A 16,084-nucleotide genomic window follows, 5' to 3' on the forward strand; every position below is an offset into this window, starting at 1 on the left:
TTCTCCCAAATTAGATATTGAGAATGGAAACCATGCAAAATAGCTTTCAATACCCAATCGGTACCCCGGGGAAAAAATGGACAGATAGCGAAGTCCAACAGTGGCGTGAAAGCACGTCGGTAAAACGTCTATATAGTGAAGATGTCCTTCCTAAAATCGACGCGCTGCGTGAGAGCTTAGATGTGGTGCAATACGGCGCGCTTTCTTACGATGAAGCTCGCTTCCCGCTGTTTGCACTGAAAACGCGTGCTTGGGATGCAACAAAGCCAACTATCCTAGTGACGGGTGGTGTACATGGTTATGAGACGTCTGGTGTTCATGGTGCACTTCAATTTGCTAAGAACAACGCTCTTGACTACCAGGATGCGTTCAATATCGTTATCGCACCTTGTGTTAGCCCTTGGGGTTATGAAACCATCAATCGCTGGAATCCTAACGCAGTAGATCCAAACCGTTCGTTTTATCAGGATTCTCCAGCGGAAGAATCGGCCAATCTCATGGCGTTTGTGGCGTCACTAGACACTGATATTTGGGCTCACATTGATCTACATGAAACCACAGATACGGATGAAAGTGAGTTCCGCCCTGCTCTTGCTGCACGTGATGGCCTTGAATATATTGAAGACAATGTACCAGACGGCTTCTATCTTGTAGGTAACACCGAAAAACCAGCTGAAGCATTTCAAAAACATGTGATTGGCTTTGTTGAAAAAGTAACTCATATTGCGCCGCCGGATGACAACGGCAAAATTATTGGCTCTGACATGGTGCAGCATGGCGTAATCAATTACCCATTGAAAAAGCTTAGCCTTTGCACTGGCATGACGGATTGCGAGTACTCAACCACTACGGAAGTGTACCCAGATAGCCCGAAGGTGACTGAACAAGAATGTAATGATGCTCAAGTCGCCGCGGTCTTGGGGGCACTCGATTTCCTACAAACGTCGATGTAACACAATACTCCAAAACCCAAGCCTAGCGCTTGGGTTTTCTAAAAATACACACCAAAAAATCCATATTTGTAAAACCAGCAACAAAAAACCACCAAAGTCTCGGTTATTTATTCTCTCGCGCAACAAATCACGCTAGGCTATGTAACGGCAAATAAAAATCATAATTACAAGGAAGTCGCTCATCTATGACTTATCGTCGCCTATTAGGACTCGTTACGGCGCTGACATGCTCTCTCAATGCCACTTTGGCGCAAGCAGCCGTGCCAACGAGCGTAAAATCACGAATTGACCGTCAAGAGACTCCCGATGGAGTCCGTGAATCTATGGTCTTACCTTACCTGTTTAGCACCGAAACCATGGGCTTGAACGTGGGTGTCGGCGGAATGATTAAAGGTATTCACCAAGACCAAATGACCATTGGTGGCACCGTGTTTGGTGGTGATACTAGCCATGCTATCGCTGGCGGCGTATGGAACTATATGATTCCTGGTACAGAGCGAGTATTTTTGAGCGCCTATGGCATGTTTGGCTATTACCCTCAACAAAGAGCATATACTACTGGCCCCGAATCCTATCCACCTGGATCACCTCTTCCGGGAAGCAACGGCTCTTCAAACCAACAGTTTTTCCAAGCTGACGGCGCATCCAACTGGTTTGATATAAAAATGGAGTATGTACTGCCAATTGGCGCAACCCGAAATGATGGTCGTGTGAACTACGAAATACGCAATGGCTTGTTGGTTTCTGAGCCTTCTGGCGGCAAAGAGTGGAATCCGATGGAAAGTGGCTCGACCATCTTCGTCACTCGCCAGTTTAACCGCTATCAATCTTTCGAGTTTAGCCCTAGCACGCTTGATGGCACTATTCATGCCATGGAGTTTGGTCTTCTCTATGACAATACGGACTTTGCACCAAACCCGTCATACGGTAGCCGTCAATACGTAGCGACCTCTCATGACTGGGGCTGGTTTGAATCTAAGCAGCAATGGTCATTTCACGAGCTCGATATGAGCAAGTATTTTTCGCTCGGAAAGTCAGACTGGGCATCACAGCGTATCATCGCACTCAACTTCTGGACCGGTCTTTCTCCAACTTGGGAAGTAAATACCGATCAGCAAGGAAATCGAGTGGTTAACGGTAATCCACCATACAATGAGGGCGCAACGTTAGGCGGCTTCACTCGATTACGTGGCTACGATAACAACCGTTTCCATGATAAAGCCGTGTTATACGGCGCGGCGGAGTATCGCTACACCTTGGCTTACAACCCTCTTAAAGAAGTTTCGTGGCTCAATTTCTTACGCGTTGACTGGATTCAGCTTGTTGGCTTTGTAGAAGTCGGTCGAGTGGGCTCTGCCTATACCGCCAATGAACTCCTCACCGACCTAAAGTACGATGCCGGCGGCTCAGTACGGGCTTTGATGGCAGGTTTGGTTGTTCGAGCGGATTTAGCAAAATCGCCAGAGAGTACCAACTTCTGGATCATGGTTGATCATCCTTTTTAGAGCACATTCTCTCGCACTATGACTCAAAGACCTCGCACATCGAGGTCTTTTTCTATTTCCTGGCAGCCTTACGAGTCGACAAGCTTCACATCCTCAGTCACTTTTAAAAAATCGACTATTTCTATAAAACCAGCGCTAGTTTGCCCATTGCGACCACTGATAATCTGAGTTCAGAAGATATAGTAAGACCTACTCATAGGTTTGAAATTGATAATTTTTGAAAGTTAAACGAGGTAGAACATGTCTAACGCATTCTATATTCCATCTTTGAACCTAATGGGTGCTGGTTGCCTAGCTGACGCAGTAAAAACGATTGAAAGCCACGGTTTTCAAAAGGCACTAATTGTGACGGACGGCGTTCTAAACAAAATGGGTGCAGTGAATAAGCTGACAACGCTACTAGATGAAGCACAAGTTGCTGCTGTGGTTTATGACGAAACTAAGCCAAACCCAACTATCGAGAACGTAAACGATGGTCTTGCTCTACTGAAAGAGCACGGCTGTGATTGTGTTATCTCTTTCGGTGGCGGTTCACCGCACGACTGTGCAAAGGGTATTGCGCTACTCGCAACAAACGGCGGCGAAATCAAAGACTACGAAGGTGTGGACGTATCTATAAAACCTCAATTGCCTCTAATTGCTATTAACACGACGGCTGGTACAGCATCAGAGATGACTCGCTTCTGCATAATCACTGATGAAGCTCGTCACATTAAGATGGCTATCGTAGACAAAAACGTCACGCCAATTGTTTCTGTAAACGACCCTGAGCTAATGCTAGCAAAACCAGCTTCACTTACGGCTGCAACGGGTATGGATGCGCTGACCCACGCTATCGAAGCTTTTGTCTCTATCGCAGCAACACCGGTTACCGACGCATCAGCGATAAAAGCCATTGAGATGATTCAGGCCAACCTGCGTGAAGCGGTTGCAAACGGTGATAACCTAGAAGCACGTGACAACATGGCGTATGCACAGTTTATGGCGGGGATGGCGTTTAACAATGCGTCTCTTGGCTATGTTCATGCTATCGCACACCAATTGGGCGGCTTCTACGACCTGCCGCACGGCGTCTGTAACGCAGTACTGCTTCCACATGTTCAGCAATACAACGCTCAAGTTGCCCCAGCGCGCCTAACAGACGTTGCTCGTGCAATGGGTGTTGATACAACGGGTATGAGTGATGAGCAAGCCGCAGACGCGGGTTTGGACGCGATTCGTCAGCTATCTAAAGACGTAAGCATTCCAGCAGGTCTAGAAGAGCTTGGTGTTAAGCGCGACGACTTCGACGTACTTGCTGCAAACGCACTGAAAGATGCATGTGGTTTCACTAACCCGAAACAAGCAACACATGACGAGATTATTGGCATTCTAGCCGCCGCTCTATAAGACCATTTAGAGCGCTAATTTCGAGTCATATCTCAAAAATGCAGGTAAAACGTTTGCCTGCAGTTTTGTTTTATAAATGGCGAGGGATTAACTAACACAGATCAATGTTGTGCTATTTTCTCCTGTCTATTATGGAATTCAACACCGTAATAGGAGCAAAGCACCACTCATGCACACGTTAAGCAACTTTAGTCGCATCGCAGAGCGAGAGTATGCCCTGAGCGCAGGTCAAATCAATTTGCTCTATTACGACCTCCCTAAAGACTTTCACGACGAATACCGTTCATACGAAGCCCCTCGCCTTTGCACCATCCTTGAGGGGGCTAAATCTGTAAAAGTGAATCAGTCAGAAGCGTTTAAATATCAGAGCGATGAGTTCGTATTGTTGCCACCAAATTCCAACATTCATATGAAGATGCCGGAATACACTAAGGCATTGGTATATGAGTTCACTGAACCACTGATTGAGAAAGTCGCGCAACGAGTGTCCGACTATTTGGAGTTCGACACCTCACAGTCATTCGATTTACAAGGTTTTATCGTCAACCCGATTGAGAAGCGAGTTAATGCGCTGCATGGGAGGATGCAAGAGATCCTTCGCGAACAAGAAACTGGAATGGACTTTTTGATTGACCTAACAGGCCAAGAGTTAGTGTTTGAGCTTCTTCGTAACAACGCCTGCCACAGCATTATCAATGGCAATCAATCACATCCAATCAAGCGCGCGATACGATTAATGAACTCTCAAGAGGGCATGCAATTGTCGCTGTCTCAGGTTGCAGAAGAAGTGGGATTATCGCTGTCGAGCTTCTCACAGAAGTTCAAGCTGATGACGGAACAAAACCCGAAGCAGTATTTAACTCAACTGCGTTTAAAGGCGGCAAAGCGCTATTTAACCTCGATGTCCGTCACCGATGTTGCCTACGAAACAGGTTATGACAATATCTCTCACTTTATTCGTTTGTTCAAAAACGAGTTTGGACAGACGCCTAAGCAATTTCAGCGCTCGATGATGACTCGGCTAAACTAAGCCATTAATAAAACAACGGCTCCCTAAGGAGCCGTTGTTTTATCTGATCCTTGCTTAGCTTCATCATCTTGGCGTCTAGCCTTTGAGCCGAGCCTGCGAAACTCAAACCATAACACCATCGATGCCGCTCCAATCAAATAAGCCATAATAAAACTGCGATCATCCATGACACACATCGAGACGATGTCTACTGTGTCTTCCACGATCTCACCTCATTAGAAGTAGTAGTTAGCTTGTAGCCAACCTGTGGTGTCTTTTTTTAGGTATTCCGTTTCTGCAGTGTGTTCCACTTTAAAACCCACTGAGACGACATCGGAAACCATATAGCCACCACCGATTTCTACCTGAGGTACCCACTCTTTTGCTTGTTGGACGTAAGTTGATTTAGGATTAGCATACAGCCAGTGACCAGCATCGAAAGCGTACATACCATAGAGACCTGCTTGATATACCGTCGACTTAAACGTCTGTTTTCCTGCTTCATCCGCAGCGGTTCGACCAACAGAAAGCATAGGGAAAAGCATTACATTCTCTGTAACCTGAAACTTATAGATCATGCCTGCTAATGCAGTTGTGCTATTACGATCCCCTAGAACATCCACGCTAAAACCTAGTCCATCGGTAACATGGAAATAGCGTCCACGATAGTTATAGTCAAGTTTGCCCTCAGAGGTTTTCTTGTCCGCTATACCTAGATCAAGTTGGAAGATGTTGTTCCCTATCCCCAACATACCGTTGAGCTGAGTTGCATCCCCTGAGCGAGAAACACCAAACGTTGAAAAAGAAGCCGTCGGATCGCCGTAGTTAATATCCTCACCCGCAGTTTCTGCAAGCGTCGAATTTGACGCGAATGCGCCTGCTGTCATCGCACACAACGCGACAGTGAATAGTATTTTTTTCATGAAGTTACCTAATTAAACATAAGTCCCTTTAATTAGGTCGTCCGTGGATTGACTTCCCCCTGAGTAATGGCACCCTCAGGGCAAAGTTGCCCTTATTGGCAAGGAGTAAAGGTTGCAGTGCCAGAAACTTCTGCTTGTTCAACCAAGTCGGCGCAGGAGACTTGAGAAATGGTTGCTAAATCGTTCAGATCGATACGAATTTCACTATACGTATCAAAGTTACGCATCTTGAATGAGCCGTTCTCTAAGTTATAGGTGTACTGGATCCACGTGGCGTACGTTTCACCATTGGTAGGATCAATAATGTCTTGAGGTACCAAATTGCCCGCATCAAAAGTAGACTGCAGCTTGCCCTCAGTTTGTGCCCATGTTGCTGTATCAGAGAACTCTACATGTGCAGTGTTGTATAGGCCTCGCAGCATACGCTCCGATGACGCAATTGAAGAGCCAATCTTGAAGCCGTTCTCGACTACCGTCATATCACCAATCTTTTCGGCATTTTGGTCGTGATACTGTTGCAAAGGTGCATTCGCCATCACACGCAGCTTATCGTTCACTGACCCGTGATATACCACCATTTCGCCGCCTTGATTCAATTCAAACAAAGCAATATCACCCGACTTATCTTGCACAGAAATATGCAAACCGTGTTGAGTACCATGAATGCCATCCGCCCAAGCAAACTGGAACTCATTCGCCTCAAATGCCGCCACAGCGTCAGCAACCGTCTTAAAGTTCTGAGCCATAAACGCCGCAGCGTCACCCCAGTTCACAGCAGGCGCACCCGTGTCTTGATAGTCTTTGATGAAAGCTTGTGAATCATACATATAGAGAGTAGACGCTGACAGACCTTCACTGTTGATTGCTTCACCTGAGGTATCGACAAATACTTCGCGCTCTTCCAGGTTCAGCGTTGGGTACTTCACAGTCCACGACGCTGCCTTTTGGTAAGAAGGTACGTCTTTGGTCTCAACCTTCGTTCCTTTCGGTGTCACAATCGCCACCGTTCCTAATTTCTCACCCCAATCTAGGGTGCGAACTTGGGACACGCCATAAGGTGTATCTAGCGTAATTCTCGAACAAGCGCTTGCTGTGCTCACCAAAGCCGAACTTGCTACGGCAGCAATACCTAGCGCAATCACTGTTTTTTTCATTGTCAGTCACCTTTGTTAACCAAACTCCAGACATCAAACGATAAGATGTCCTCGCTTTTCCGGTAGGGACTTTATGAATTAGTGCTGACTTACTCAAAGCAGTAACTATTTATAAATCGAATACATGGACAACTTTGACTTAAAGAAATTATTTACAATACATTGATAAATAAAGAGTTAAATTTTAATAACTCACTAAGTAAGCAAGGTATTTTGATAGGTATTATCTGGAATTAAGTTGGTATCGGCTCGGGAGTTAGAACCCACCGAGCCTATCAAGAAGAGAATTAGCTGCGCTCAGCAGCAGGTTGTTTTAGCGGGAAGTAAAGCCTTTTCACCTTACGGAACACCCCACCAATATCTTCCAAAATCACATACAAGCATGGCACGGCAATCAAGGTCACTACCGTGGCGTACATAACCGCAAACCCTAGCGCGACGGCCATAGGTTTGACGAACGCAGCTTGCAAACTGGTCTCAAACATAATTGGCAGAACACCAAAGAAGGTTGTGATTGACGTGAGGGTGATCGCCCTAAACCTGGCACATCCGGCCTCAACAACTGCGGTTTTGGCGCAATCGCAGCGAGCTTTGATTTGGTTGACGTAATCGGTCATCACCAACGAGTCGTTGATCACTACCCCCGCTGCCGCGATAAGGCCGAACGTCGACATCATCGACATATCCAAACCGTAGAAATAGTGCCCCCAGATCGCCCCGGTCAGGCTAAATGGGATAACCGACATGATGATCAGCGGTTGAGCATAACTTTTGAGCGGCACCGCAAGCAGGATATAAACCGTAATCATACCCGCAACAAAGAATACAATTTGTTCCGCCGATTGCTTTTGCTGCTCTTCAATCGTACCGCCAAGCTCGGTAGTCACTTCTGGGAACATCGCCTTGAGCTCTGGCAGGACATTATCCTCGATGTTCTTCACCGCTTTATCTGGCTCGATAACCGTCTCGTCAATAGAACCGTAGATGTAAACCGTTCTAAAGCCATTTTCGCGTCGGATTTGGTTGATGCCCGGTTTACTCTCAATTTCCACCACATCGCCGAGCATTACTTTCTTACCCGACGGTGTAGTGATCAACGCGTAGCGAAGTGAAGAAAAGGCTTCACGGGTCAGCTTAGGATAACGAACCATCACGCGAACTTCTTCTGTGTTTCTCAACACACGCTGTGCCTCACCACCATAAAAGCTACCACCAACCTGCGCCGCAACACTGGCTAGATCCAATCCAAGATCGTAGGCCACAGGTTTTAAAGAAAGCTGTACTTCTCGGCTGCCTGTATCCATTGATGAGCTGACATCAAACAGCCCAGTTTGCAATTGCAGCTTGGAAATGAGTTCTCTTCCTGCTTCATTAAGCACCTCCATATCGGGTCCATAAAGCAGATAACCAAACTCATCACCGTCATCACCACCAGCCACATTGTCATTAATCACAATGGACTTTAGTCCAACGATGGTCGGCAGCTTTTCACGCCAGCGGCGAGAGAGCTCGAACGCATCAACAGGACGTACTTCCTCATCCACTAGCGGTAAGATGAGCATGCCTTCAGTTCGACTGGTATTAATGGTCATCATGTCGCGAATGACCGGCATGCCAAATTCATCTTGGATGTCGTTATCAACCGCTTTAACCACTTTCTCCAGAGTCAGCAACGCATCAATAGTTTGCTCATCTGAAGCATTACTGTTCATTTCAATTCTGATCATAGGGAAATCAGACGGTACTTTCGGGCTTGGAATCATTCTCACATGCCCTGACGTCACCATGGCTGCGCTCACTACCAAGATGGCAATGAATCCCGCCATGACCGACCAGCGCCATTCCACACATTGGCTCACTGTACGCTTGTAGGGGCCGTGGACGAACTTAAAGAACGCGCGGTTAAACCGAGCTCGGTAGCTATTCTCTTTCACTGGTGTGAATCTAGTGTGTGCCAAGTGAGCAGGCAAAATTAGCTTTGATTCAATCAAACTAAAGATGAGACAGAAGATAACGACTATCGACAAGCCATAGAAAAACGCTTTCTCGGGGCCGGTTGAGAATAAAAACGGAACGAACACCGCGATGGTGGTTAACACACCGAAGGTAGCAGGTGTCGCAACACGCTGAGCACCGCGCACCACGTTAGTCACACCGCCTCCGTTCTTCTCTACCTCGGTGTACACACTCTCACCTATGACGATGGCATCATCGACCACGATACCGAGCACCATGATAAAGGCGAACAAAGTAATGATATTGATACTTACGCCAAACAGCGGCATCAACATCACCGCACCAAGGAAACAAACCGGCAACCCGACCATTACCCACATTGCTAGGCGAAAACGTAAGAATATAGTGAGCAATACCGCGACCAAAACCGCACCTTGCATCAAATTCTTGAGCATCATGTCAAGACGAGCGTTGAGGTAATAGGTCATGTCCATCAAGGTATGGATTTGGATCCCATGCGGCAAAGTTTGGTTGCGAGCTTCTATGTAGCGCTGAACCGTTTCTGCTACCGGTACCATGTTCTGAGTTTTGGTGGCTTTTACCGTGAGATAAATACCATTCTCACCCGAGAACTTAAAGTAATGCTGTCCTTCGGTAAACTCATCTTTGATGGTGGCTATATCACCGAGCAACACTTTCGAGCCATTAGCACCGAGTTTGACAGGGATTTGGCGGAACTCATAGCCGTCGTAGTACTGGTTTTCAATACGAATAGAAACCAAGCCAGTATTGGTTCGCACTTGCCCTGCTGAGAAATTGGCGGAGTATTTTTGAATCGCCGACACCACATCGTCCAGCGTGAGATCATAGGTACGAAGCTCATCAGGGTGAATCTCAATGCCGATTTCATCCGGCGGCGAACTAACTTCGACCAACGACACATCACTCAGTTGCAGTAACTCTTTCTCGACTTGTTTAGAAATGGTTTTGAGTTCGGTCAACGAAGTATTGCCCGACAGCACCATGCCAATTACATCTTGTTTAAACTCGATTTGCGTGACTTTTATCGGCTCCATTGCCCTTGGGAAACTGGCAATGCCGTCAACACGCTGCTTAACCCTGTCGAGTACCTCGGGAAGATCCGCCTTAGTATCGATTTCCAGCGTAACTTGACCACCACCGCGATACGCATCCGTGACTGCTTTTTTAATTTCGGTGACATCCTTGAGTGACTCTTCCACTTTAATAAGGATGGTTTCTTCGATCTCCTGCGCAGACACACCCGGGTAGGACGCGGTCACACGAATGTAGTTAATTTCAAAGTTGGGGAACATTTGGCGCTGGATCAGAAAGTAACTGACCGTACCCATAATGAGTACAAACGCCATCAACAAGTTGGCTGCCACCGAATTGTTGGCGAACAGAGCAATTATACCGCGCTGGGTCGAGTTACTCACTGGTCTCTCCTTGCTGCGCCAACACATCTGCTTCGTCGTTGACCCGAATGACGGTCATACCAATCTGCGGAAACTCTGGTACCGTCAATACCAGCTCGTCACCGTTTTCAATGCCTGAATCGATAAAGAAGTTGGCCTGCTCCTCACGAAGCACATGTACAGGCTTTGGAATCAGTTTATCTTCTGGATCCACGACCCACACTCGCTCATCTATAACAAGCTCTTGAGGCACTTGAAATAAGTTATCGACTGTTCGGCCATTAAACTGGACTTCAACATAAGAGCCAAACGGCAGTGGGGTCAGATTCGATTTAAGGCCATAAGGGTCATCAATACGAATCACCATGTTCACCATGCGTGTAGCACTATCTACCACCCCCAAGTCACGAACAATTTGACCTTCTCGAATCGCCTCAATACGACCTTTAGCAATGATCTCAGCGCTGACGCCCACGATGTCTTTCGGTAAGAATGGCGCGTCGAATCCAGCGATCGGCACCATGACTTCTGCGTGTTCAATGTTATTGATTTCCGCTACCTGAGAGCCTGCGGTAATGTACTGACCAACACCGATATTACGAGACACCACTAATGCATCGTAAGGCGCTTCAACTTCAGTATTTTCTAGGTCGCGATTGGCACGACGCAGCCCTGCTTGCGCTGATTTCACACGGGCTTCTGCACTTAATACTTGTGGGATACGAAGATAAAGATCCGATACTTGAGTATCTTTGATTTTCTTAGCTTGGCGCTCTGCAACTTTCGCTTTGGCACGCTCTTCGATGAGAGTAGCTTGAGCTTGGGCAAGTTCTGCTTGAGCTTGCAGAACCGCGGCTTGATAGTCATCTTTCTCGATGGTGAACAGAACTTCACCGCGTTTAACCACCCCGCCTGAAAGGAAGTTATGGTGCCAGCTGGTCACTTCACCTGAAACTTGTGTAGACAATGCTGTACGCTCTAAAGGTACGACTTCACCGAAACTCGAAATCTGCACTTGATGAGTCTGCGCTTGCAAAATTTGGGTTTTGACACGAGGTGTGGTGTCGAGCGTTTTTTCTGTCTCAACTTCTGGTGCAGTCTTTTGAACTAAGAAGTAACCGCCACCCGCCACGCCTAAGATTGCGAAGGGGAGTATCCATTTAATACTGCGCTTGAACATAATGTCCCTTATAGTGTTCTTTAGTCAACGTACCTCAATAACTGTACGCTTGAGGTTTATAACCATTGTACGCATATTAATTGATATAAACTGTAAGGTTTCATCATCTTTTTTGACTCACATCGACTTCTTACCAATACAGTAATTGACATGCAAAGTGTGACATTTCCTTTCTGACCCAAAACAAAGTGCCCCTATTCCCCAAAAACAGAAAATCCCCGCGTGAAGCGAGGATCTTGTATTGAAGATATGGAGTTTACTGAGCGATAAAACCGTCACATTTGGCTGCACAGATAAAATCGTTTTGATGCAACCCTTTAATAGAGTGACTCCACCAAGTCACTGTCACCTTGCCCCACTCCAGCGTGATTGTTGGGTGATGGAACTCTTCTTCGGCCAGCTCCGCCACTTGGTTTGAAAACGCCCAAGCGAGCTTAAAGTTCTTAAACTTATAATGCTTCTCAAGTTGCGGGATACCATCACGCTCTATAATTTGCCAATCATTAAGCTCTGTTAGTAACTGCTGTTGTTCATCCTTACCCAGTGCAATTGCATCACTGCTGCAGGCTTCGCAGCGTAGTTCATTAAGCATGTGTCATGTCCTTTGGTTCAAAAAGTGGAGGAAGTAAGCCCGATTCCATCGCTCGTGCGACGTCTTGACTCAAGTCCTGTTGTTTTAGTTCATACAGCTGGCGAATGTCGTCCAGCACAAAGTAAGTCGGCTGCATAATGTCGATTCGATATGGCGTTCTTAACACGTTATCGACACTAAAGGCTTGGCGTAGCGGCCTTTCGTCATCAAGTGCATACAGAGTCTCACCCGGAGATGATAAAATACCGCCCCCGTAAATTTTTAAATCGCCGTTTTGCTCAACAAGACCAAACTCGACGGTAAACCAATACAATCTCGCCAGGTAGACTCTCTGCTTGCTGCTCGCTTGATAGCCAAGTTTTCCATAATGCTGGGTAAACTCGGCGAAATCAGGATCGGTCAGCATAGCGCAGTGCCCGAAGATTTCATGGAAAAAATCTGGCTCCTGAAGGTAGTCAAACTCTTCTCGAGAACGTAAAAACGTCGCCACAGGGAACTTTCGTGACGCTAACAGCTCGAAGAAGCGATCAAAGTCGATCAGCGCTGGAACAGGCTCCACTTGCCAGCCAGTCTCACGCTGCAACACGCTGTTAATTTCAGTTAGCTGAGGCGCTCTATCCAGCGGTAAATCAAGCAGTTCAAGTCCGCGCAAGTACTCTTTGCACGCTCTGTCTTTGACTAAATCCAGTTGGCGTTCAACAAGATCATGCCAAATGCGGTTTTCTTCTTCGCTCCAATCGATTAATCCCTGCTCATTCACAGGGTTAGATACATACTGAGCCATGCCATTTCCCTTAACAAACTCTTTACATTAAGCCTATGTGTTTGGTTTTGGCCTGACAATAACCTCTCTAAATGACACTCGCACTTCGCGTGTAACATAAATTTTACATATGTGTATTTTTAACTTTAAATTCAATTAATTGAATTTGGCCGCTAAGTTTGACTAGCCCACCGAAAGCAACAAAAATTAAACTCATAATAATATCAAGGACGAGTGTATCAATAATGTTAACAAAGCCTACTTCCTCTCAAGCTCTATGGACACCTAACGCGACTCGCGCTGCTCACTGTCATATACAGCGATTCATCAATGAACTCGTTGCAGACAAACCCGCCTTAAACATTTCTGACTATCAACAGTTGCATCAATGGACACTAGATAATCCAGAGCATTTTTGGCAACGAGTATGGGATTTTTGCGGCGTTGTGGGCTCGAAACAAGGTCAAACGACCCAGCTTGGGGAGGCGGTATGGAGTGATGTCGTACCCGCGAGAGACACTGTCTGGTTTCCTGAGGCGAAGCTGAATTATGCAGAAAATCTACTCGATTATGGGAGTAAAAACCCTGAAAAGGTCGCTATTTTATTTCAAAACGAGCAAGGCCATGTTGAGCAATACACTTGGAAGCTGCTCCTTGAGCACGTGTCCATCATGCAGCAGTGGCTTCAAAGCATCAACGTAGCAGAAGGCGATGTCGTGGCTGGCTATCTCCCCCACTCTCCCTATGCCGTGATTGCTATGCTCTCAGCGACCAGTCTAGGTGCTATTTGGACATCGACCTCGCCGGATTTTGGCGCGGAAAGCGTTATTGAGCGATTTGAACAAGTGAAACCCAAGGTGCTGTTTTGCGTGGATGGGTACCAATTTGGCGGTAAATCGTTCTCCATGACAGATAAGAACAGCGCCATCTCAAATGCAATTGAATCTGTTAGCCACGTTTGCACTGTGGGATACCAGCACCTCGGTCAGAGCGACCCCTCAATAGCGACCTGTTCTCAAATCAATACCGACAATGCCATCAATATCGAATGGGAATCCGTCATTGGTGACTTTCAAAGTGAACCTGTTCACTTTCATCGCGTTCCGTTTAACTCTCCTTTGTTCATCCTCTATTCGTCCGGAACAACGGGTAAGCCTAAGTGCATTGTTCATTCTGTTGGCGGCATTACCTTAAATCATCTTAAAGAACATCAGCTACATTGTGATGTACGAGCTGACGATCGGGTGTTCTATTACACCACTTGTGGTTGGATGATGTGGAACTGGCATGTTTCAGCGCTAGCAAGTGGGGCAAGCTTGGTTATTTATGATGGCAATCCTGTTTACCCCACGGAAAACGTACTATGGGAACTGGCCAGTCGCACGTCAGTAACCTTGTTTGGTACTGCCGCTAAGTATCTGGAAGCGATAGAAAAAAACGGCTTTATCCCTAGTGAGAAGTTTGCACTTACCCACCTTAGAACCCTTTGCTCTACAGGCTCTGTTTTGTATCCAGAGCAATTTGATTATGTTTATCAAGCCATCAAATCAGATCTTCATTTAGCCTCTATTTCAGGTGGAACCGATATTTGCGGCTGCTTTGTGCTTGGCAATCCTATATCCCCTGTTTATCGCGGTGAATGCCAAGCCGCTGGTTTAGGCTTGGATGTGCAAGTCTTTAATACCAATGGCGAATCTGTCATAGAGCAGCGTGGTGAGCTGGTTTGCCTTAACAGTTTCCCAAACCAGCCTATTGGCTTTTGGAATGACGATGGTGAACGTTACCACAACGCTTACTGGGCAGACTTCGCGCGCTGCTGGAGTCATGGCGATGATGTCTTGATGACTTCACACGGTGGTATGCGCTTTTTTGGGCGCAGTGACGCAATACTAAATCCAGGAGGTGTACGCATTGGTACCGCTGAGATCTATCAGCAGGTCAATCAGCTCGATGGCATTATAGACTCTATCGCAGTAGGCAGAACGCATCTCAGTGATGAAAAGATTGTTCTATTCGTGCAGCTTTCCCCGTCCACTGTGCTGGATGATAATTTACAGCATGCCATCAAACAGCAACTGAAAACGCAATGCTCACCGCGCCATGTACCATCAGAAATCTACGCCATCAGTGAGATCCCCAAAACCAAATCTGGGAAGTTGGTAGAGCTAGCAGTAAAACAGGTGTTACACGGCCAAGAAATAAAGAACAAAGGGGCGATCGCAAACCCGCACGTCCTTGATGAGGTCGCGCAGTTCGCTCACACTGTATAACTGTCAACTCTCTGAATACACGACGCTTTACCAAGCTTCAACGCCGGTAAAGCGCCTTGTTCATCTACATGAACCGATTCTGAACTCTCCACTCATTCTTCATTCAGTGCCACTCCCTGATACTGGCTTCATCAACTGGCCGCACCATCTAACCAAGCTAACCAAGCGGCCTTTATCGATGGAACTATTGAACGAAAGGAACAGAATGATGAAATCACTTAGCGTAGTAGTTATCACCCTTAATGAAGAAAAACGTATCGCTCGCTTGCTCAGCGATCTTAGCTGTCAAACTTATCAAGACTTTGAAGTAATCGTTGTCGATTCAAATAGCGATGACCTGACTTGTGAAGTGGCCAGTAAATATCAAGCTTCGTTACCGAGCCTAACCGTACATCAAATGTCTCAGCGTGGCGTGAGCTTAGGTCGCAACACCGGTGCGGAGCTAGCGAAACATGAACGTTTGCTATTTTTGGACGCTGATGTTCGTCTCGACAAAGATTTCCTCCAAAAGGCCATCGACAAACTCGAACAAGAGAAGCTTGAGGTCGCTGGTGTCTATATGGGTTCACGCAACTTAGCACCTGCTTACAAAGTTGGCTATGGCCTATTCAATGCTGGATTGTTTACCACGCAATTTTTCTTCCCAACTGCTGTTGGAGCATGCATTTTTTCAACCAAACGTGTTCACCAAGAGATCGGTGGGTTTGACGAAGAAATCGTGCTTTGTGAAGACTGCCACTACGTCAAAAAAGCGTCCAGAACCTGGCGTTTTCGATTTCTACCGATCAGCTTTCAGTTTGATCCGCGCCGCCTCGAGCAAGATGGTTTCTTCAAAATGGGTTTTACCTACCTAAAAGCCAATGTTCGCCGATTCCTATTTGGTGAAATGCGCAACAACGAAATGGAATACCAGTTTGGCCATTATCAGAAGCAGTAGGCCAAAAACAGTAAGAC

Annotated in this window: 13 protein-coding genes; 6 read left to right on the forward strand and 7 right to left on the reverse strand. The window is 46.5% G+C overall.

Going from position 1 to position 16,084, the window contains the following annotated elements; all coding sequences use genetic code 11:
* The first annotated feature begins 32 nt into the window (after window positions 1-32).
* The 4 genes from PG915_RS17225 to PG915_RS17240 all read left to right on the forward strand — a co-directional run bounded on the left by PG915_RS17225 (window position 33) and on the right by PG915_RS17240 (window position 4,877).
* Entirely contained in the window at window positions 33-953 is a 921-nt protein-coding gene (locus PG915_RS17225) for a M14 family metallopeptidase (RefSeq protein ID WP_353500140.1), read from the forward strand.
* Between the two features lie 185 nt (window positions 954-1,138).
* On the forward strand, window positions 1,139-2,458 hold the full coding sequence (locus PG915_RS17230) for a BamA/TamA family outer membrane protein (protein ID WP_353499654.1): 1,320 nt from the start codon (window positions 1,139-1,141) through the stop codon (window positions 2,456-2,458).
* 240 nt (window positions 2,459-2,698) lie between these two features.
* A complete protein-coding gene (gene yiaY / locus PG915_RS17235) occupies window positions 2,699-3,847 on the forward strand; it encodes an L-threonine dehydrogenase (protein ID WP_353499655.1) in 1,149 nt (382 codons plus the stop codon).
* 169 nt (window positions 3,848-4,016) lie between these two features.
* A complete protein-coding gene (locus PG915_RS17240; protein WP_353499657.1) occupies window positions 4,017-4,877 on the forward strand; it encodes an AraC family transcriptional regulator in 861 nt (286 codons plus the stop codon).
* A 23-nt stretch (window positions 4,878-4,900) separates the two neighbouring features.
* Here the strand turns inward: PG915_RS17240 and PG915_RS17245 are convergent, their stop codons facing one another.
* From PG915_RS17245 to phhA, 7 genes are all read right to left on the reverse strand, one after another.
* Window positions 4,901-5,080, reverse strand: a complete 180-nt coding sequence (locus tag PG915_RS17245; protein ID WP_353499659.1) for a hypothetical protein — start codon at window positions 5,078-5,080, stop codon at window positions 4,901-4,903.
* A 12-nt stretch (window positions 5,081-5,092) separates the two neighbouring features.
* Window positions 5,093-5,779 (reverse strand): hypothetical protein, encoded by a 687-nt coding sequence (locus PG915_RS17250; protein WP_353499660.1) that lies wholly within the window; start codon window positions 5,777-5,779, stop codon window positions 5,093-5,095.
* Window positions 5,780-5,871: 92 nt separating this feature from the next.
* Complete coding sequence (locus tag PG915_RS17255) at window positions 5,872-6,933, reverse strand: linear amide C-N hydrolase (protein ID WP_353499661.1); 1,062 nt, start codon at window positions 6,931-6,933, stop codon at window positions 5,872-5,874.
* A gap of 287 nt (window positions 6,934-7,220) precedes the next feature.
* On the reverse strand, window positions 7,221-10,346 hold the full coding sequence (locus tag PG915_RS17260; protein WP_353499662.1) for an efflux RND transporter permease subunit: 3,126 nt from the start codon (window positions 10,344-10,346) through the stop codon (window positions 7,221-7,223).
* The gene (locus tag PG915_RS17265; protein ID WP_353500141.1) at window positions 10,339-11,508 is read right to left on the reverse strand and encodes an efflux RND transporter periplasmic adaptor subunit; all 1,170 of its coding nucleotides are present in this window, start codon (window positions 11,506-11,508) and stop codon (window positions 10,339-10,341) included. The genes PG915_RS17260 and PG915_RS17265 overlap by 8 nt, the downstream gene beginning before the upstream one ends.
* Window positions 11,509-11,761: 253 nt before the next feature.
* Window positions 11,762-12,097, reverse strand: coding sequence for a 4a-hydroxytetrahydrobiopterin dehydratase (locus PG915_RS17270; RefSeq protein ID WP_112460162.1), 336 nt, complete (start codon window positions 12,095-12,097; stop codon window positions 11,762-11,764).
* Window positions 12,090-12,881, reverse strand: coding sequence for a phenylalanine 4-monooxygenase (gene phhA / locus PG915_RS17275; RefSeq protein ID WP_353499663.1), 792 nt, complete (start codon window positions 12,879-12,881; stop codon window positions 12,090-12,092). The genes PG915_RS17270 and phhA overlap by 8 nt, the downstream gene beginning before the upstream one ends.
* A 224-nt stretch (window positions 12,882-13,105) precedes the next feature.
* Between phhA and PG915_RS17280 the strand changes: the two genes are divergently transcribed.
* Together PG915_RS17280 and PG915_RS17285 are read left to right on the forward strand one after the other, a co-directional pair.
* The gene (locus PG915_RS17280; protein ID WP_353499664.1) at window positions 13,106-15,130 is read left to right on the forward strand and encodes an acetoacetate--CoA ligase; all 2,025 of its coding nucleotides are present in this window, start codon (window positions 13,106-13,108) and stop codon (window positions 15,128-15,130) included.
* Window positions 15,131-15,338: 208 nt separating this feature from the next.
* Window positions 15,339-16,067, forward strand: coding sequence for a glycosyltransferase family 2 protein (locus PG915_RS17285; RefSeq protein ID WP_353500142.1), 729 nt, complete (start codon window positions 15,339-15,341; stop codon window positions 16,065-16,067).
* The last annotated feature ends 17 nt before the right edge of the window (window positions 16,068-16,084 follow it).

Source organism: Vibrio sp. CB1-14 (genome assembly GCF_040412085.2).
Taxonomy (GTDB): domain Bacteria; phylum Pseudomonadota; class Gammaproteobacteria; order Enterobacterales; family Vibrionaceae; genus Vibrio; species Vibrio chaetopteri.